This window comes from Teichococcus rhizosphaerae (assembly GCF_002631185.1).
GTDB classification, from domain to species: Bacteria; Pseudomonadota; Alphaproteobacteria; order Acetobacterales; family Acetobacteraceae; genus Pseudoroseomonas; species Pseudoroseomonas rhizosphaerae.
The window spans coordinates 38,593-56,701 of sequence record NZ_PDNU01000034.1 but is presented as its reverse complement, the minus strand read 5'-3'; the positions used below and the strand labels follow the sequence as shown (position 1 = coordinate 56,701).

At 73.1% G+C, this 18,109-nt stretch carries 14 protein-coding genes; 7 read left to right on the top strand and 7 right to left on the bottom strand.

Going from position 1 to position 18,109, the window contains the following annotated elements; genetic code table 11:
- Positions 1-2 precede the first annotated feature (2 nt).
- From CR162_RS16060 to CR162_RS16035, 6 genes are read left to right on the top strand one after another with little or no spacing between them, the layout of a single operon-like run.
- The gene (locus CR162_RS16060; protein ID WP_099096547.1) at positions 3-440 is read left to right on the top strand and encodes a hypothetical protein; all 438 of its coding nucleotides are present in this window, start codon (positions 3-5) and stop codon (positions 438-440) included.
- Entirely contained in the window at positions 437-892 is a 456-nt protein-coding gene (locus tag CR162_RS16055; protein WP_099096546.1) for a periplasmic heavy metal sensor, read from the top strand. Before CR162_RS16060 ends, CR162_RS16055 begins: the two co-directional genes overlap by 4 nt.
- 1 nt (position 893) lies before the next feature.
- On the top strand, positions 894-2,285 hold the full coding sequence (locus CR162_RS16050) for an efflux transporter outer membrane subunit (RefSeq protein ID WP_099096545.1): 1,392 nt from the start codon (positions 894-896) through the stop codon (positions 2,283-2,285).
- Between the two features lie 58 nt (positions 2,286-2,343).
- Positions 2,344-3,702: an efflux RND transporter periplasmic adaptor subunit gene (locus tag CR162_RS16045; RefSeq protein ID WP_176559879.1), complete on the top strand. Its 1,359-nt coding sequence runs from the start codon at positions 2,344-2,346 to the stop codon at positions 3,700-3,702.
- Complete coding sequence (locus tag CR162_RS16040; RefSeq protein WP_099096543.1) at positions 3,699-6,791, top strand: efflux RND transporter permease subunit; 3,093 nt, start codon at positions 3,699-3,701, stop codon at positions 6,789-6,791. Before CR162_RS16045 ends, CR162_RS16040 begins: the two co-directional genes overlap by 4 nt.
- A gap of 4 nt (positions 6,792-6,795) precedes the next feature.
- Positions 6,796-9,882, top strand: a complete 3,087-nt coding sequence (locus tag CR162_RS16035) for an efflux RND transporter permease subunit (RefSeq protein ID WP_099096542.1) — start codon at positions 6,796-6,798, stop codon at positions 9,880-9,882.
- A 57-nt stretch (positions 9,883-9,939) separates the two neighbouring features.
- Here CR162_RS16035 and CR162_RS16030 read toward each other — a convergent pair whose 3' ends face one another.
- The 6 genes from CR162_RS16030 to CR162_RS16005 all read right to left on the bottom strand — a co-directional run bounded on the left by CR162_RS16030 (position 9,940) and on the right by CR162_RS16005 (position 14,447).
- Positions 9,940-11,172: a type III PLP-dependent enzyme gene (locus CR162_RS16030; RefSeq protein WP_099096541.1), complete on the bottom strand. Its 1,233-nt coding sequence runs from the start codon at positions 11,170-11,172 to the stop codon at positions 9,940-9,942.
- Between the two features lie 335 nt (positions 11,173-11,507).
- Positions 11,508-12,413 carry an agmatinase gene (speB, locus tag CR162_RS16025; RefSeq protein WP_099096540.1) on the bottom strand — a complete coding sequence of 302 codons (906 nt, stop codon included), beginning with the start codon at positions 12,411-12,413 and terminating at the stop codon, positions 11,508-11,510.
- A 132-nt stretch (positions 12,414-12,545) separates the two neighbouring features.
- On the bottom strand, positions 12,546-12,812 hold the full coding sequence (locus CR162_RS16020; RefSeq protein ID WP_099096539.1) for a glycine zipper domain-containing protein: 267 nt from the start codon (positions 12,810-12,812) through the stop codon (positions 12,546-12,548).
- A gap of 15 nt (positions 12,813-12,827) precedes the next feature.
- Positions 12,828-13,247 (bottom strand): Rap1a/Tai family immunity protein, encoded by a 420-nt coding sequence (locus CR162_RS16015; RefSeq protein WP_141563179.1) that lies wholly within the window; start codon positions 13,245-13,247, stop codon positions 12,828-12,830.
- 299 nt (positions 13,248-13,546) lie between these two features.
- Complete coding sequence (locus CR162_RS16010) at positions 13,547-13,999, bottom strand: DUF2934 domain-containing protein (RefSeq protein WP_099096537.1); 453 nt, start codon at positions 13,997-13,999, stop codon at positions 13,547-13,549.
- A 76-nt stretch (positions 14,000-14,075) separates the two neighbouring features.
- On the bottom strand, positions 14,076-14,447 hold the full coding sequence (locus tag CR162_RS16005; protein ID WP_099096536.1) for a hypothetical protein: 372 nt from the start codon (positions 14,445-14,447) through the stop codon (positions 14,076-14,078).
- Positions 14,448-14,754: 307 nt separating this feature from the next.
- Between CR162_RS16005 and CR162_RS16000 the strand changes: the two genes are divergently transcribed.
- On the top strand, positions 14,755-16,401 hold the full coding sequence (locus CR162_RS16000) for an ABC transporter substrate-binding protein (RefSeq protein ID WP_099096535.1): 1,647 nt from the start codon (positions 14,755-14,757) through the stop codon (positions 16,399-16,401).
- Between the two features lie 104 nt (positions 16,402-16,505).
- Here CR162_RS16000 and CR162_RS15995 read toward each other — a convergent pair whose 3' ends face one another.
- Positions 16,506-18,050, bottom strand: a complete 1,545-nt coding sequence (locus tag CR162_RS15995; protein WP_099096534.1) for a polysaccharide biosynthesis protein — start codon at positions 18,048-18,050, stop codon at positions 16,506-16,508.
- Between the last annotated feature and the right edge of the window lie 59 nt (positions 18,051-18,109).

Here is an 18,109-nt window from a genome sequence, read left to right as displayed (position 1 = left end):
CCATGCGCATCGAGACGTTCGCCAGGCTGCTCGATACTCACGGGGCCGATCCGGTATGCTGGCCACCCGCGAGTGCCGCGGCGGCCAGGGCCCTGCTGGCCAGCTCGGAGGAAGCCCGGGCGCTGCACCGCCGCGCCCTCGCCCTGGCCTCCGCGCTGGATGAGAGCCTGCCCGGCCCGGATGCCGAGACACTGGCGCGGATGCGCGCGCGGCTGGCCCGCGCCGTGGCGGCCGCCCCCCTGCCGGAGCCGCCGCGCGCCGCGCCAGGGGGCTGGCTGCGCCCCTGTGCGGGCTGGCTGCGCCCGCTTTGGCCCGCCGGCTGCGGCGCGCTGGTCACGCTGGCCCTCTGCCTTCTCTGGCTGAACCTCGCCCCCGCTCCCACGGCGCAGCCCTGGCTGGGCGCGCCGCCCCTGCTCGCCATGCTGGAACTTCCCGAATGACACGCCCCCAATGGTCCCTCTGGCTGAAGGGGGCGCTCGGCGCCTCGCTGGCGCTGAACGTCGTGCTGGGCGGCCTGCTGCTGTCCCGCCCCGCGAATGGCGGCGGCCCCAGCCTCAGCCGCATGCAGGCACAGATCGAGCGCGCCCTGCCGGATGCGGACCGCGCCCGGTTCCGCCAGGCGCTGGAAGCGGGCCGGCCACGCTACGAGCCGCTGTTGCAAGCGGTGCGCGACAGCCGCCCGGCGGTGCGCGAGGCGCTGGCGCGCGAGCCCTTCGACGCCGCGGCGCTGCGCCTGGCCATGGCCGGGTCGCGCCAGCGCTGGCAGGCCTTCAGCGAGCAGTATGACGACAGCCTCGCCAATGGCCTCGCCGCCCTGTCGCCCGAGGGGCGGCGGCTGATCGCCGCGGACATGGCCGCGCATGAGCGGCGCGCGCGGGACAAGCGGGACTGACATGACGCTCACCCTGTTCCGGAGAACGGCCGGCGCCCTGGCGCTGCTGGCCGGTCTCGCCGCCTGCGGGCCGAAGCCGGAGCCGGCGCTGTCCGGCCTGTCCATCCCCGACCGCTTCCAGGACCCCGCCGCCACGGCACCCGTGCGCTGGCCGGAGCCCGAATGGTGGCGCGGCTTCAACGCGCCGGCGCTGGACGCGCTGATGCAGGCGGCCATGGCCGGCAATTTCGACCTCGCCGCCGCCGCCGCGCGGGTGCGGCAGGCGGATGCGCAGCTCCGCATCGCCGGCTCCGCCCTGCTGCCCTCGCTGGCGGTGGACAGCGGCGTGACGCAGTCGCGCAGCACCGCCGGCGGCCTGGCCCGCAACCGCAACGCCACCCGCTACGACGCCAGCCTCTCGGCCAGCTACGAGGTGGATTTCTGGGGCCGCAACAGCGCCTCCGCCGAGGCCGCGGCGCAGAGCGCCCGCGCCAGCCGCTTCGACGCCGCGACCGTGCTGCTGACCACCGAGGCCTCGGTGGCCAACACCTATTTCAACCTGCTCGCCGCCGAGGAGGAGCTGCGCGTCCAGGAGGCCAATCTGGACGCGGCGCGCCGCACCCTCGCCGTGATCCGCCAGCAGGTGAGCTTCGGCGTGGCCACGGGGCTGGACCTGGCCCAGCAGGAGACGGTGGTGGCCCAGGTGGAGGCCAACATCCCCGGCCTGCGGCAGAGCGCGGCGCAGAACCGCAACGCCCTGGCCCTGCTGACGGGGCGGCCGCCGCAATCCCTCGCCCTCGGGCCCGGGGCGTTCGACCGGCTGCGCATTCCCGCCGCCGCGCCCGGCCAGCCGGCCGAGCTTCTCGCCCGCCGCCCCGACGTGCTGGCGGCCGAGGCCGGCCTTGCCGCCGCCAACGCCAATGTCGCGGCCGCGCGCGCGGCGCTGCTGCCCACCGTCAGCCTGTCCGCCCAGGGCGGCTTCCAGTCGGCGGCGCTCGGCACGCTGCTGCGGCCGGAGGCGCAGTTCTTCTCCCTGGTCGCCGGGCTGGCGCAGACCATCTTCGATGGCGGCGCCCGGCGCGGCCAGGTGGCGCTCAGCCAGGCCCAGGCGGAGGAGCTGCTGATCGAGTACCGGCGGGCCATCGTCGCGGCGCTCCAGGACACGGAGGACGCGCTGGTGGCGCTGCGCGAGACCACCGCGCAGGAGGCGCTGCGCGCCGAGGCCGCCGCCCGCGCCGAGCGCGCCTTCGGCATCGCCGAGGCGCAGCTCCGCGCTGGCACCATCAACCTGATCACCCTGCTGAACACGCAGCAATCCCTGTTCTCCACCCGCGTCGGCCTGGTGCAGGCGCGGCTCGCCCGGCTGCAGGCCGCCGTCGCGCTGTTCCGCGCGCTGGGCGGCGGCTGGCAGTGACGCCATGTCAGTGACGCCATGTCAGTGACGCCGTGGCCGTGAAGCTCTGGAACGCATGATGTCCCGCTCCCGCCTCATCCTTCTGCTGCTGCTGCTCCTCCTCCTGGCGGGCGGTGGCTACCACTTCTGGACGCAGCGCCAGGAGGCAGCCGCCCCGGCCGGGCAGGGCGCCGCACAGGGCGCCGCCCGGACGGCGCCCGGCGCGCCCTCCGGCGGGCGGCGCGGCGCCGCGGGGGGGGCGGGCATCCCCATCCCCGTCACCGTCGCGGCCGCCGCGAGGAAGGATCTCGTCCTGACGCTGGACGCGCTGGGCACGGTGCAGGCGCTGAACAGCATCACCGTCCGCTCGCAGGTGAGCGGGCAGCTCATGGAGGTGCGCTTCCAGGAAGGGCAGGAGGTGAAGGCCGGCGAGATCCTGGCCCGCATCGACGACCGCACCTACGCCGCCGCCCTGGCCCAGGCCGAGGCCAAGAAGGCCTATGACCAGGCGCAGCTGGAGAACGCGCGTGCCGACCTGCGGCGCTACCAGGGCCTGCTTTCCGCCAGCGGCGTGACGCGCCAGCAGGTGGACACGCAGCGCGCCCAGGTGGCGATGTTCGAGGCGCAGATCGCCCAGGACCAGGCGGCCATCGACACCGCCCGCACCCAGCTCGACTACACCACCATCCGCGCCCCGATCGACGGCCGCGTCGGCCTGCGGCAGGTGGACCCCGGCAACCTGGTGGGCAGCGGCGACGCCACCGGCATCGTCACCATCACCCAGATGCGCCCCATCGGCGTCAGCTTCACCCTGCCGCAGGGCGAGCTGGCGCGGCTGCGGCGCGCCATGGCGGCGGGGCCCGTCATGGTGGAGACGCTGCCCGAGCCCGTCTCCGGCCAGGCCGCCACGCGCGGCGCGGCCCCGCCCCCCGCCGCCGCCGCGGCCGCCCGGGCGGAGCCGGCGCGCGGCATGGTGCTGACCATCGACAACCAGATCGAGGCCACCACCGGCACGGTGCGGGTGAAGGCCGTGTTCCCCAATGACGACATGCGGCTGTGGCCGGGCGCCTTTGTCAGCCTGCGTCTGGCGATCGAGACGGTGCCGGGCGCCCTGGTGATTCCGCTGGTGGCGGTGCAGCAGGGTCCGAACGGCCCCTACGCCTTCGTGGCCCGGCCCGACAACACGGTGGAGCAGCGCCCGCTCGTCCTCGGCGCCGTGACCCTGGCCGAGGCGGTGGTGCGCGACGGGCTGCGCCCCGGCGAGCAGGTGGTCACCTCCGGCGGGCTGCGGCTGAACAATGGCAGCCGCATCGTGCCCGCCAGCGCCGACGCGCCCGCCGGCACCGCGCCGCCCGCCCCACCCACGGCCGAGCAGGGCGAGCGCCGCCCGCGCCGGCAGGCGGCCAGCGGCGGCACCTCCAGCGGCGGCACCCCATGAACATCGCCGCCCCCTTCATCGCCCGGCCCGTCGCCACCACGCTGCTGGCGGTGGCCGTGCTGCTGGCCGGGCTGTTCGGCTATCTGCGGCTGCCCGTCTCCTCCCTGCCGGAGGTGGACTTCCCCACCATCGAGGTGACGACGCAGCTTCCCGGCGCCTCGCCGGACACGGCGGCGGTGCTGATCACCGCCCCGCTGGAGCGGCAGTTCGCGCAGATCGCCGGGCTGCAGGTGATGTCCTCGGTCAGCGGCCCGGGCGTCAGCCGCGTCACGCTCCAGTTCCGGCTGGACAAGAGCATCGACGAGGCGGCGCAGGACGTGCAGGCGGCGCTGGACGCGGCGCGTGGCACCCTGCCCTCCTCGCTGCCCTATCCGCCCGTCTACGCCAAGGTGAACCCGGCCGACCCGCCGGTGATCACCCTGGCCCTGACCTCGGAGACGCTGCCCATCATGCGGCTCTCCGACCTCGCCGACACGCTGATCGCGCAGAAGCTTTCCCAGGCCAGCGGCGTGGGGCGCGTCACGGTGCAGGGCAACATGCGCCCCGCCGTGCGGCTGCGGGTCGATCCGCTGCGGCTCTCGGCCTATGGCCTCAGCATGGAGGCGGTGCGGACCGCCGTCACCGCCGCCAACCAGAACAGCCCCAAGGGCTCGCTGGACGGGCCGCGCCAGGCCTCCTCCATCCTGGCCAACGACCAGATCAACTCGGCCGCCGAGTTCGCCGACATCATCATCGCCTGGCAGGGCAACGCGCCGGTGCGGCTGCGCGACGTGGGCGAGGCGGTGGAGACGCTGGAGAACGAGCGCAACGGCGCCTGGTTCAACGGCCGCCCCGCCGTGCTGATCGACGTGCAGCGCCAGCCGGGCGCCAACATCGTCCAGACGGTGGAGCGCATCCAGCGGCTGCTGCCCGAGCTGCAGGCGGCCATCCCCGCCGGGGCCCGGCTCCAGGTGGTGTCCGACCGGACGGAGACGATCCGCGCCTCGGTGCACGAGGTGCAGCTCACCCTGGTGCTGGCCATCGCGCTGGTGGTGGGGGTGATCTACCTCTTTCTCGGCAGCGGGCGCGCCACGCTGGTGCCCGCCGTCTCGCTGCCGCTCTCCATCATCGGCACCTTCGGCATCATGGCCATGATGGGCTACTCGCTCGACAACCTGTCGCTGATGGCGCTCACCATCGCGACGGGCTTCGTGGTGGACGACGCCATCGTCATGATCGAGAACATCGTCCGGCTGATCGAGAAGGGGATGCGCCCGCTGGAGGCGGCCTTCGAGGGCTCGAAGCAGATCGCCTTCACCATCGTCTCCCTCACCCTCTCGCTGGTGGCGGTGTTCATCCCGCTGCTGTTCATGGAGGGCGTGATCGGCCGCCTGTTCCGCGAGTTCGCCGAGACGCTGACCGCCGCCGTGCTGGTCTCCATGGTGGTCTCGCTGACGCTGACGCCGATGATGTGCGCGCTCGTGCTGCGCGGCGGCCATGCGCCGGGCTGGACCACGCGCTGGTTCGAGCACGGCTTCGAGCGGATGCGCCTCGCCTATGGCCGGGCGCTCGCGGTGACCATGCGCCACCAGGCGCTGACCCTGGTGGTGGCGGCTCTCACCGTGGCGCTCACCGCCTGGCTCTACGTGGTGATGCCCAAGGGCTTCCTGCCGGTGCAGGACACGGGGCTGATCAGCATCACCACCGAGGTGCCGCAGGATGCCTCCTTCGCCCGCTCGGCCGAGGCGCAGATGCGGCTGGCCGAGGTGGTGCGGGCCGACCCGGCGGTGGCCTCCGTGACCGCGGTGGCCGGCGCGGGCGCGCTGAACCCGGCGCAGAACACCGGGCGCATCACCGCCATCCTCCGCCCCCGCGCCGAGCGCGACAGCGACGCGCAAGGGGTGATCGACCGCCTCAAGCCCCGGATGGCGGCGGTGCCGGGCATCGTCGCCTATCCGCAGGCGGTGCAGGACATCCAGATCAGCCCGCGCATCAGCACCACCCAGTACCAGTACACCCTGACCGATTCCGACGCCGCCACCCTCTCCCTCTGGGCGCCGCGCGTGCTGGAGCGGCTGCGCGCCCTGCCCGGCCTGCGCGACGTGGCGACCGACCAGCGCGAGGAAGGGCTGCGCTTGGCCATCCGGGTGGACCGCGACCGGGCGGCGCGCCTCGGCGTCTCCATGCTGGCGGTGGACAACGCGCTCTACAACGCCTTCGGCCAGCGCCAGATCTCCACCATCTACGGCCAGAGCAACCAGTACCGCGTGGTGCTGGAGGCGTCCGACCGGCTGCGCCAGGACCCCACCGCCATTGGCCAGCTGCGCGTGCCGGGCGCCGATGGCGCGCAGGTGCCGCTGGCCGAGATCGCCCGCTTCGAGCGCACCAGCGGCCCGTTGCTGGTGACGCGGGAGAACCAGTTCCCGGCCGTCACCATCAGCTTCAACCTGGCGCCGGGCGTGGCGCTGGGCGAGGCGGTCGGCGCCATCACCGCCGCCGGGCGGGAGATCGGCCTGCCCGACAGCATCACCGGCCGCTTCGCCGGCGACGCCGCGGAGTTCGCCTCATCGCTGGAGGGCCAGCCCTGGCTGATCCTGGCCGCCGTGGTGGTGATCTACATCGTGCTGGGCGTGCTCTATGAGAGCTTCATCCACCCGGTCACCATCCTCTCCACCCTGCCCTCGGCTGGCATCGGCGCGCTGCTGGCGCTGGAGCTGTGGGGGCTCGACCTTTCGGTGGTGGGGCTGATCGGCATCATCCTGCTGATGGGCATCGTCAAGAAGAACGCCATCATGATGATCGACTTCGCGCTGGAGGCGCAGCGCGACCATGGCATGAGCCCGCGCGAGGCCATCCGCGAGGCGGCGCTGCTGCGCTTCCGGCCGATCATGATGACCACCGCCGCGGCCCTGCTCGGCGCACTGCCGCTGGTGCTGCAATCGGGGGTGGGGTCGGAGCTGCGCCTGCCGCTCGGCGTTTCCATCGTGGGCGGGCTGCTGCTGAGCCAGCTCGTCACGCTGTTCACCACGCCGGCCGTGTATCTGGGGCTCGAGGACCTGCGCGCCATGCTGGCCCGCCGCCTCGGCCGCGGGCAAGAGCGGGCGGCCTGAGGCCATGTTCTCCATCTCCGCCCCCTTCCTGCGGCGGCCGGTGGCCACGGTGCTGCTGGCCGTCGGCCTCGCGCTGGCCGGGCTGGTGGCGCTGCGCGAGCTGCCCGTCTCGGCCATGCCGCGCGTCGACATCCCGACGCTGTTCGTCAGCGTCAGCCAGCCCGGCGCCAATCCGGAGACGCTGGCGGCCACCGTGATCGCGCCGCTGGAGCGGCGCATCGGCGAGGTGGCGGGCATCACGGAGATGACCTCCTTCGCCGGCAGCGGCACCGGCAACATCATCATCCAGTTCGACCTTTCCCGCACCCAGGCGGACGCGGCGCGGGACGTGCAGGCGGCGGTGAACGCGGCGCGCGAGGACCTGCCCTCCGGCCTGCCCAACCCGCCCAGCATCCGCAAGATCAACCCGGCCGACGCGCCGGTGCTGATCCTGGCCATGACCGCCGACACGCTGCGCCCCGCCGCGCTCTACGACGTGGCGGACAGCATCGTCGCGCAGCGCCTGTCGCAGGTGAAGGGCGTGGCGCAGGTGCAGGTGGGCGGCGCCGACCAGCCCGCCGTGCGCATCGCGGTGGACCCGGACGCCGCCGCCGCCGCCGGCGTGTCCTTCGAGGACATCCGCACCGCCGTGGCGGAGGCCAACGTCACCCAGCCGGTCGGGCATATCGAGGGGCCGGAGCAGGCCGCCAGCATCTCGGTGAACGACCGGCTGGACCGCGCCGCGCAATACGCGCCGCTGGTCATCCGCACCTCGGAGGGCGGGGTGCTGCGCCTGTCGCAGGTCGCGCAGGTGACGGACGCCACCCGCTCCCGCCGCCAGGCCGCCTGGTTCAACGAGCGCCCCGCCATCCTGATGATGGTGTTCAAGCAGGCGGACGCCAACGTGCTGGAGGTGGTGGACGGCGTGCGCGCCGCCCTGCCGCAGCTCGAGCGCTGGGTGCCGGGCGGCGTGCGCATCGAGACCATGAGCGACCGCTCCGGCACCATCCGCGCCAGCGTCGAGGAGGTGGAGCTGACGCTGCTGATCACCGTGGCGCTGGTGATCGGGGTGGTCGCGCTGTTCCTGCGCCGGACGGGGCCGGTGGTGGCGGCCAGCGTCACCGTGCCGCTCTCCCTGCTCGGCACGCTCTTCGCCATCTGGATGATGGGCTACTCGCTCAACAACTTCTCGCTGATGGCGCTGATCATCTCGGTGGGCTTCGTGGTGGACGACGCCATCGTCATGATCGAGAACATGGCGCGCATGCGCGAGCGCGGCATGCCCCCCTTCGAGGCGGCGCTGGAAGGCGCGCGGCAGATCGGCTTCACCATCGTCTCCATCACCCTCTCCCTGGTGGCGGTGTTCATCCCGCTGCTGGCGATGGAGGGCATCGTCGGCCGGCTGTTCCGCGAGTTCTCCGCCACCATGGCGATCGCGGTGCTGATCTCGGCGGTGCTGGCCCTGACCCTGACGCCGATGCTGGCCGCCCATCTCGGCCGCGCCGAGGAGCGCCCGCCCGGCCGCTTCGGCCGCGCCTTCGAGGGCGCGATGGACCGGGTGGTGCGCGGCTACATGCGCTCGCTCGGCGTGGTGCTGCGCTTCCGCGCGCTTTCGCTGCTGGCCAGCCTGGGCTTCCTGGTGCTGACCGTGTGGCTCTACATGATCGTGCCCAAGGGCCTGTTCCCCGAGCAGGACACCGGCCTGCTCGCCGGCAGCGCCCAGGCGGCGCCGGACACCTCCTTCGCCACCATGGTGGGCTACCAGGAGCAGATCGCCCGCATCATCCTGCGCGACCCGGCGGTGGCCAGCGTCGGCTCGCAGATCGGCGGCAGCAGCTTCAGCGGCGGCACCAATTCCAGCCAGTTCTACATCGCCCTGAAGCCGCGCGGCGAGCGCGACGCCTCGGCCGCGCAGGTGATCGACCGGCTGCGCGCGCCGCTCGGGCGCATCCCCGGCGTGAACGCCTTCCTGCGCGCGCAGCAGGACCTGTTCGTCGGCGGCCGGCCCGGCAACGCCGCCTATTCCTACATCCTGCTCGGCACCGACCTGGAGGAGCTGCGGCACTGGACCAACGTCATGGTCGAGAAGCTGCGCACCGTGCCCGGCATCGCCGACGTGTCCAGCGACCAGGAGCGCTCGGGGCTGACCAACCGCGTCATCATCGACCGCGACGCGGCGGCGCGGCTCGGCGTCTCCATCACCGCCATCAGCAGCGCCTTCAACAACGCCTATTCGCAGCGGCAGATCTCGACGCTCTACGGCGCGCGCAACCAGTACAAGGTGGTGCTGGAGATCGACCCGCGCCTGCAGCAGGGCGCCGTGCAGCTCGACCGCATCTTCGTCCCCGGCCGGGACGGCGCGCAGGTGCCGCTCGGCGCCGTGGCGCGGGTGGAGCGGGACGTGGCGCCGCTGCGCGTGACGCATCGCGGCCAGTTCCCGGCCACCACCATCAGCTTCAACCTCGGCGCCGGCATGGCGCTGGGCGACGCCACGGCGCTGGTGCAGCAGGCCGAGCGCGAGGCGATGCTGCCCGGCACGCTGCGCGCCCAGTATGGCGGCAACGCCGCCGCCTTCCAGGATTTCAGCCGCTCCCAGCCGCTGCTGATCCTGGGCGCGGTGCTGGCCATCTATGTCGTGCTGGGCGTGCTCTATGAGAGCTTCATCCACCCGCTGACCATCATCTCCACCCTGCCCACGGCGGGGCTCGGGGCGTTGCTGGCCATGGTGATCACTGGCATCCCGCTCTCGGTGATGGCGCTGATCGGCATCATCCTGCTGATGGGCATCGTCAAGAAGAACGCCATCATGCTGGTGGACTTCGCGCTGGACCATGAGCGGGAGAAGGGCATCGGCGGCGAGGAGGCGATCCTGGCCGCCTGCCGCGACCGCTTCCGCCCGATCCTGATGACGACGCTGGCGGCGCTGCTCGGCGCGGTGCCGCTGGCGGTGGGCACCGGCACGGGCGCGGAGATGCGCCAGCCGCTCGGCATCACCATCATCGGCGGTCTTGTCGTGTCGCAGCTCCTCACGCTCTACACCACGCCGGTGATCTTCCTGGCGCTGGACAGGCTGCGGCACCGCGGCAAAGCGCTGGTGCCGGGGCGGGCCTGAACGAAGAAGCGGGGGAGAACGAATTCTCCCCCGTGCCCCTCTTCCTTTTTCTGCGCGTCAGGCGGCCCGCCGCAGTTCCTCCGGCGCATCCTCCAGCATCGCGCGGTCCGCGACCTCGGCCAGGCGCGCCCGGTCGAAGCCGTTGAAGCCGGTGCGCAGGCAGGCGCCATAGGCCCCGAGCTGACCGATCTCGATCCAGTCGCCCTCGCGGACGTCCTCCGGCAGCTCGAAGGGGCCGCGCATGATGTCGGCGCTGTCGCAGGTCGGGCCGAACAGCGAGAAGCCGCGCCGCACGGGCGAGGCGCCGCCCTCCGGGCGCAGCAGCCGCGCGGGGAAGCGGAAGCCCGGCGCGCCGGCATCGGACAGGCTGCCATAGACGCCGTCATTGACGTAGAGCATCTCGCCGCGCCGCATCTGCACCTGCACCACCACCGAGCCGCCGGCGGCGGCGAGCGCACGCCCCGGCTCGGCCCAAAGCTCCGCCCGCGGCAGGTCCAGCGCCTCGAACGCGCCCTCGATCTCGGCGAAATAGGCGCCGAGCGGCAGCGGCTCGATCTCCGGATAGGCCACGGGGAAGCCGCCGCCCACATCGACCACCTCGACCGCGACGCCGGCCATGCGGATGGCCTGGCCCGCGAGCGCGATGGCGCGCCGGTAGGCCAGCGGGTCCATGCACTGCGAGCCGACATGGAAGGAGATGCCGAGCCGCGCCGCATGCGGGCGCGCCGCGCGCAGCAGGGCCACCGCATCCTCCAGGCCGGCGCCGAACTTGCCGGACAGGTCGTAGAGCGCGCCGCCGCCCGGGGGCGGCGCGATCCGCACCACCAGCCCCAGGCCATCGGCGGCGCCGGCGCCCGTCTCGGCCAGGATCTTGGCCAGCTCGCTCGCATCGTCCAGCACGAAGTCGCGCACGCCCTGCCGCTCCCATGCCTCGCGGATGGCGGGGCGGGACTTCACCGGATGCATGAAGTGGATGGCAGCCTCGGGAAAGAGGCTGCGCACCAGCGACACCTCGGCCGCCGAGGCGCAGTCGAAATGGCGCACGCCACCCTCCCACAGCGCGCGCAGCACGGCGGGCTCAGGGTTGCACTTCACGGCATAGAGCACTGTGCCGGGGAAGCCCGCCACGAAGTCCCGCGCCGCCGCGGCGATGACGGCCGGGCGCAGGCAGAGCACCGGCTCGGCCGGGCGCTCGGCGGCGACCAGCGCCTCCACGCTGGGCAGGCGCGCCTCGGAACGCAGGGAGCGGCGCAGCGGCGCCACGGCGGAACGCGAGCGGATCAGGCCCATGGACGGAACCCCCACAACATCAGAGCGGATCGGAACAAGGAAACGAAGGCGACGGCATCGGGCCGGGGCGCGGGGCGCCCTGGCGGATGCGTCAGCCGATGTCGCGATGGGCGGGCATCGCAGCGGTCCGGTCACCGAACATAGCCACTTCCTTCAGGTGAAGCCGGCCCACGGAATGGCCGGCACGAGCGAGAAGGACGCGTTTACGTCGTAGCTTGTGCCCCCATGTCGCGGGGCTCTCGGCACGTGCGATAGCGTCGGAGGCCGCCATAGATGGGCAGCGCGGGACAGCTTTTAAAGCCATGCCGCGCGGGAAGGGGTGCGTTCTCGGCGCCTCAGCCCATGGGCTTGGGCATGGCCACGAGGGCGAGGTACTCCCAGGCCACCGTGGCGGCGGCGAGGGCGGTGATCTCCGACACGTCATGGGCCGGCGCCACCTCGACGATGTCCATGCCGCGCCAGTCCAGCCCGCCCAGGCGGCGCAGGATGGCCTGGGCCTGCCAGGAGGCCAGCCCGCCGATCTCCGGCGTGCCGGTGCCGGGGGCGAAGGCGGGGTCCAGAGCGTCGATGTCGAAGCTGAGATAGGCGGGGGCGTCGCCCAGCACGGCGCGGATGCGCGCCGCCACGCCAGCCGGCCCCATCTCGTGCACCGCCTGGGCGTCGAGGATGGTGACGCCCTGCGCCACCGTCCAGTCCCACACCGCGCGCTGCACGGGGGAGCGGATGCCGACCTGGATCATCCGGCGGGGATCGACCAGCCCTTCGCGCAGCGCGTGGAAGAACACCGAGCCATGGCCAAAGGGCTGGCCGAAGCTGTCGGGCCAGGTGTCCACATGCGCGTCGAAATGCGCCAGCGCCAGCGGGCCGCCCAGGCGGCGGGACAGGGCGCGCAGCAGCGGCAGGGTGATGCCGTGCTCGCCACCCAGCGCGATTAGGTGGGAAAGGCCCTCGGCCTGCGCCTCGATCGCCGCCAGGCTGCCGGGCAGGTCCCCGAGCGCGATGGAGAACTCGCCGATATCGGCCAGGGACAGGGCGGCCGGGTCCACCCAGTGGGCGGGATGCGCGCCATCGACCAGCATGCGGCTGGCGGCGCGGATGGCCTGCGGGCCGGAGCGGGCGCCGGCGCGGTTGGTGGTGCCGAGGTCGAGCGGAATGCCGGCGACGGTGAACGCCGCCCCGCGGTCGGTGCGGGTAACGCCGAGAAAGCCGGGGGGCGTGGCGAAGGTGGGAACCAGGGACATGCAGCGGGGCCTCGCGCGCGGAGGGCGAAGACTAGGCCGGGCGCCAGGCCGGGCCAACAGCCCCCGGGCGGGTGCGGGCGGGAGCGGCCCACGCCGCCCCCGCCCGCGGGCTTCACGCGGGCAGGGCCCCGCTCAGTAGCGGCGCGGGCCGCGGCGGTTCTGGTGGGGCTGCGACTGGTCGTAGAGATAGCCGCCGGCGGCCCCGGCGCCGGCGCCCAGCAGCGCGCCGAAGCCGGCATCACCGGTGAAGGAGCCGATGACGCCGCCCAGCGCGGCGCCGCCCGCCGTGCCGCCGACCACGTTGCGCGTGGTCGGGTTCATGTTGGCGCAGGCGCCGAGGGAGAGTGCCGCCAGCAGCGGCAGGGCGAGGCGCGCGGGGCGCAGGAAAGTGGTGCTCATGGCAACGGCTCCCTTTTATCGGCTGGCCGGGCGGCCGGTGCGCGGCGCGTTTCCGGCCGGGCAGGGGTAGGTGGCCTGGGCCCAGCGGTGCAGCCCGTCCAGCGCCGGCTCGGCGGCGTACTGGGTGTTCTGGCGCGCCCAGGCGGCGAAGGCGAGGCCGGTCTGCGCCACGCTCGGCGCCGGGCTCGGCACGCAATAGAGCGGCGGGCGGCCGCCGCCGGCCGGGAACAGGGCGGCGTGATACTGCCCCGCCGCGGTGATGTAGCCCTGGCAATAGGCGATCGATTCCAGCCGCAGGGGGCCGGCGGCGGGATCGCAGATGGCGGCCAGGTCGGCCACGGTGCGCACCTGGGTCACGGCCGGGCTGGCAGGGGCTGGCGCGGCGTTCTGGGCCAGGGCGGGAGCACCCGCCATGGCCGCAAGCGCGGCAGCCACAATAATGTTCCGCATCGATGATGATCCTCGCGGTTATGACAGTGGCGAGGGCGCAGCTTATTCTTTCTTGGCGGATAGTAAAAGCTGCCAATCGCCAATGCCAAGCCAAGGCTTTCTCGAAGCCTTGCGGGGAATTCTTTTTGGCAATTTGAAGGCAGGCTTGAGGGAATGTCGGGGCAACGGCCCGCCCGCCTTCACGCGGCGCGCCAGCCGCGCGGCGCCGGCCCCTTGGGGCCGGCGCCGGGGCAGGGTTCCGCCCGTCCTGGCGGGCACGGGCAGGCCCGTTCCGTGGCGCCGCCTCAGGCCTTGCCGCGCGGCCCGGAGCCCTTCTTGCCCGCCGGCCGGGCCGTGGAAGGGGAGGCGGATCTGACGGTCGGCTGGGAAACCGGCTTGGTGCCAGGCTGCGCCCCGGCCTTCGGTGCCTTCCGGGCGGGCCTGGCCGGCCCCGGTCCCGGCTGCGGTTGCGGCTCGGGCCGTTCCTCCACCGTGGCGGAGCGGGCGGGCAGCGGCTCGTCCTCCGGCGCGGCCGGCAGCGGGTGCTCGGGGTAGCTGGGATTGAGGATGCTGGGCGTGTCGCTGGCGGGAAAGGTTTCCGCGAGCTGGTCATCGAGGCTGCCGGAAGGCGGCTCCAGCTCCAGCCGCGCGCGGTGCCAGTAATGCTCGGCCCGCCCTTCCTGCCGCCCCTCGGACTCCCACATCTCGTAGGCCCGGGCGCGGATGCGCTCTTCCCGCTCCGGTGACGTGTCGCTCATGCACAATCTCCTCTCACGGGCCCGGCGTCGCGCCGGCCCGCATGCCCAGACATCGGGTGCAACATGGCGGGGCGGCTCACAGCTCCCGCGCCAGCAGCCTGTTGACGGTGCGGCAGGCGGCCACCACGGCCAGCAGCAGCAGCCCCTGCCGGATCAGCCCGGCCGGTGTCAGCTCATGGCCGCCCAGCTGCAAATGCGTCGGCAGAACGTGCAGCATCGCCTGAAGTTCCGGCTCGACGGAGATCTGGCCGACCAGGCGCAGCGCTCCCCACCACAGCGCTCCGGTGAACAGCAGGAGCGGCGCCAGCAGCTCGGCCAGCAGCTCGGCGAAGGTGACGGCGAAGCTGGCCAGCGCCTTGGCCACCACGACCAGGCCGCGCAGCGCCAGAGAGTCGTGCCGCCCGGCCCGGCGCGTCTCCAGGCCGTAGCGGGAAGAGGTTGAGGGCATCGGTCGAACTCCGCGGCATTCCCGTAGGACATGACCTGTAGGGCGGGAACGGCCGAAATGTGACCCGCGAAGGTTGTGCCGTCAGGTAACGCTGCCGCGAGCACGGCAGGGCGCGCTCCGTTGCGCGGCGTTGACGTTTCGCGGCCATTCTGTTGACATTTCGGGGCAAGAACCGGCGGGCCATGGCACCGCCGGCGGAACAGGGAAGCGAAGACCGCCCGGCCGGCCGGGCCCTCCCCCGAGGGCAGGGGCCCGCCACGGCGCCACGCCAAAGGCCGGCCACCGGCCGCAAAGGAGAGGTCCGCCCATGACAGATGCATCGCGCCGCCGTATCGCGGATTGGCTGGCGGCACGCTGGCTTGCCGGAGGCGCGCTCGCCGGCGCCGCGCTCCTCCTGGGCACGCTCGGCTCCGCCGCGCCCGCCGCCGCGCAATCCGCCCCGCGCGACGCGCTGCTGGTGCTGCGCGAGATCGACGCCGACCGCTACGACCCGGCCCGCACATCGGCGCTGGCGGCGGGCGAGGCGCTGTTCATGCTGTCCGACACGCTGGTCACCATGGACTGGGACCAGCGCACCATCCGCCCCGGCATCGCCGAGAGCTGGACCATCAGCGAGGATGGCCGCACCTACACCTTCAAGCTGAAGCAGGGCGTCACCTTCTGCGACGGCAAGCCCTTCACCGCGCGCGACGCCGCCTATTCGCTGAAGCGCTGGGCGGACCCGGCCACGCGCAGCCCGGTGCGCTGGCGCGCCGGCCCCGTGCAGGACATCCGCGCCACGGACGACCACACGCTGGTCTACGAGCTGAAGGAGCCCTTCAGCGAGCTGCTGCTGCAGCTGACGCAGTACTTCGGCAGCATGGTGGACCAGGCGACGGTGGAGCGGCTGGGCGACAATTTCGGCGTGCAGGGCTTCAACGGCACCGGCCCCTATTGCTGGCAGTCCTGGACGCCGCGGCAGGAGATGGTGCTGACGAAGCACCCCCGCTACAACTGGGGCCCGCCGATCTACCAGAACCCCTCGCCGCAGGTGGAGCGCATCATCCTGCGCGTCATCCCCGAGGCCACCACGCGGCTGGCCGCCGTGCAGTCCGGCCAGGGCGACGTGACGCAGTGGATCCCCTATTTCGCCCTCGAGGGCCTGCGGCGCGTGCCGAACCTGAAGCTGCAGCAGCAGCCGGTGCACTTCTTCGACCACTTCCTGGGCTTCAAGGTGGACAAGCCGGTGGCCGGCGACCCCGCCATCCGCGAGGCGGTGAACCTGGCGGTGAACAAGGAGGCCATCGCCAAGGCGGTGTTCTTCGGCGCGGGCGAGGCGGCCACCGCCTATCTCAACCCCGACACCCTGGACTACGACGCCGAGGCCGCCAGGCTGGTGCCCCAGTACGACGCCGCCGCGGCCCGCAAGGTGCTGGACGAGGCGGGCTGGAAGCCGGGCCCCGACGGGGTGCGGGTGAAGGACGGGCAGCGCGCCTCGCTGCTGCTCTACGCGCTGCAGACGGCGGTCAACAGCACGGTGATGCAGGCCATCCAGGCCGATCTGCGGCGTGTCGGCATCGAGCTGCGCGTGCAGCTCTGGGACGCGACGGTGGGCTGGGGCAAGCTGGCGACGCAGGAATACGACACCTTCGTCATGTCCTACCCCTACATGTCGGCCACCGACGCCTTCTCCCTCTACTTCCCCAGCACCAACCGGCCGACGCCCAACCGGATGAACTGGAACGACCCGGAAACGGACGAGGCGCTGCGCCAGGCCCGCGCCGCGACCGATCCGGCGGAACGGACGCGCGTGATGGCGGCGCTGCAGAAGCGCATCGCCGAGGCGAATGTCTGGCTGCCCCTGCTGCGCCAGCCGCTCTGGGTGGTCTCCACCCCCCGGGTGGAGGGGGTGCGGCCGCATGGTATCTATGGCGTGGCGCTCTACAAGGCGCTGGATATCCGCCTCGCGCGCTGAGGGAAGCCAAGGGCCTGGCCGGTTTTTCCACACCGGCCTCCCGGTTTTATCCCCAGATCGCTCCACGGAATCTGGGGATAAGTTGCCCCCCTGCCCCGCCCCGCTCAGGCGGCGCGGGGTGGCCGGGCCAGCTCCCGCAGGCGCGGCGCCCACTCCTCCAGACCAGGGATGCGGCCGAAGCTCTCGGCGATGTCCTGCAGCTTGGCGCGGTCCGCAGGTCCCGGCGACCAGCCCGGCGCCCGGTCCGGCGCCCGGTCCGGCGCCCGGTCCGGCTGGCCCGGCGCCGGCAGCAGCAGCCTGGCCAGCAGCGCCATCACCGGCCGGTGCCGGGCGGCTTGGTCGGGCCTGCCCACCCAGCAGGGCGCCGCACCCCACCACAGGATGTCCAGCAGCCGGTGCGGGCAGATCTGGCGGAAGGTTGCCTCGGTCACCTGAGCGACGGCCTCCAGCAGGGCCCGCTTCAGCGCGCTGCCCGGCAGCCCTGCGGCGATGGCGGCCGAGAGCGTCTCCAGCGCCTGCCGCAGCGCGGCGGGCGGGCATTCCGCCACAACGGCGCCGGTCATGCTGCCGGTGCTGTCGGCGAAGGCGGTGGTCGCTTCCAGCGCGTTGATCAGCGGGTGGTAGTCATGCTCGCCGCTCCAGTCGAACTGGCCGCGGAAGAAGCTCTCGTCATAGCCGTCCGGCACGCCGAGGAACCGCACGCCCACCGGCCGCCCGCCAGCCCCGCCCTCGGCCCTCGCGGCGATCTCGAACAGCGCCAGCTCCAGCGTGTTGACGGGCCAGCCGAGATCGACGGCGCTCCAGAAGCTGGCCGGCGCCTGGCTGCCGCTGAGCGCCAGGGCGTTGAGCAGCAGGTGCGTCGCCTGCCGCAGGTTCTGGATGTTGAAGTGCCGGTTCGGCCCGTGCAGCCCGACCATGCCGGCCGCGATGCCCTCGGCGATGTCGCGGGCGATGACGCCGTTCTCCAGCACATGGGTGAAGCGCGTCATCGCGAAGCGGGTGGGGCCGCGCGCCTCCCGCGCGGCGGCCATCCATTGCGCCTCGGCCAGCTTCTTGCTGCCGGTGTACACATGGTCGGTGAGATAGGCGAAGCACTTGCCGGTGGAGGAATAGACCGCGTGCTCCACCCCCTGCACGCGGCATGCCTCGATCACGTTGGCGGTGCCGAAGACATTGGTCTCCACCGCCTCGCGCACCACCACCTCGGCGCGGGCGGGCTCGCGCACGCTGGCGAGGTGGAACACCACCTCCGGCCGCGCCCCGGCGAAAGCCGCGCGCAGCGCCGCCGGGTCGCGGATGTCGGCCACCAGCTCGGTGCCGGGGCCGTGGTGGGGCGCGATGTCGAGGTTGACCAGCGCCGCCGGCCCGAAGCCCGCGATCAGGCGGCGCAGCGCCGTGCCGATGCAGCCCGAGCCGCCCGTCACCAGCACACGCCGGCCGCGCAGGCGCGCCGCCACCTCCGCCTCGTGCAGCACCACGGTGCGGCTCAGGGCGGGTGTCATGGGGTTCTCCGCCAGCTGCCCGTCGCGCCGCATCGCGGCGATCAGCGCCATGGTCGTCTGCCGCAAGGCGTCCTCGGTGCCCGGCTGCCGCGTGGCGGACAGGGTGGCCAGGGTGTCGATGAGATCGGTGATCGTCGGAGACGGCATGGCAGGGAACCACGGAATGGAATGGCATAGACGGGCAAGGCGGGGCGGCGCCGCGCGGG

Coding starts and splice junctions, on each gene's coding strand:
- CR162_RS16060 (WP_099096547.1), top strand. CDS start 3: ATGCGCATCGAGACGTTCGCCAGGCTGCTCGATACTCACGGGGCCGAT.
- CR162_RS16055 (WP_099096546.1), top strand. CDS start 437: ATGACACGCCCCCAATGGTCCCTCTGGCTGAAGGGGGCGCTCGGCGCC.
- CR162_RS16050 (WP_099096545.1), top strand. CDS start 894: ATGACGCTCACCCTGTTCCGGAGAACGGCCGGCGCCCTGGCGCTGCTG.
- CR162_RS16045 (WP_176559879.1), top strand. CDS start 2,344: ATGTCCCGCTCCCGCCTCATCCTTCTGCTGCTGCTGCTCCTCCTCCTG.
- CR162_RS16040 (WP_099096543.1), top strand. CDS start 3,699: ATGAACATCGCCGCCCCCTTCATCGCCCGGCCCGTCGCCACCACGCTG.
- CR162_RS16035 (WP_099096542.1), top strand. CDS start 6,796: ATGTTCTCCATCTCCGCCCCCTTCCTGCGGCGGCCGGTGGCCACGGTG.
- CR162_RS16030 (WP_099096541.1), bottom strand. CDS start 11,172: ATGGGCCTGATCCGCTCGCGTTCCGCCGTGGCGCCGCTGCGCCGCTCC.
- speB (WP_099096540.1), bottom strand. CDS start 12,413: ATGTCCCTGGTTCCCACCTTCGCCACGCCCCCCGGCTTTCTCGGCGTT.
- CR162_RS16020 (WP_099096539.1), bottom strand. CDS start 12,812: ATGAGCACCACTTTCCTGCGCCCCGCGCGCCTCGCCCTGCCGCTGCTG.
- CR162_RS16010 (WP_099096537.1), bottom strand. CDS start 13,999: ATGAGCGACACGTCACCGGAGCGGGAAGAGCGCATCCGCGCCCGGGCC.
- CR162_RS16005 (WP_099096536.1), bottom strand. CDS start 14,447: ATGCCCTCAACCTCTTCCCGCTACGGCCTGGAGACGCGCCGGGCCGGG.
- CR162_RS16000 (WP_099096535.1), top strand. CDS start 14,755: ATGACAGATGCATCGCGCCGCCGTATCGCGGATTGGCTGGCGGCACGC.
- CR162_RS15995 (WP_099096534.1), bottom strand. CDS start 18,050: ATGCCGTCTCCGACGATCACCGATCTCATCGACACCCTGGCCACCCTG.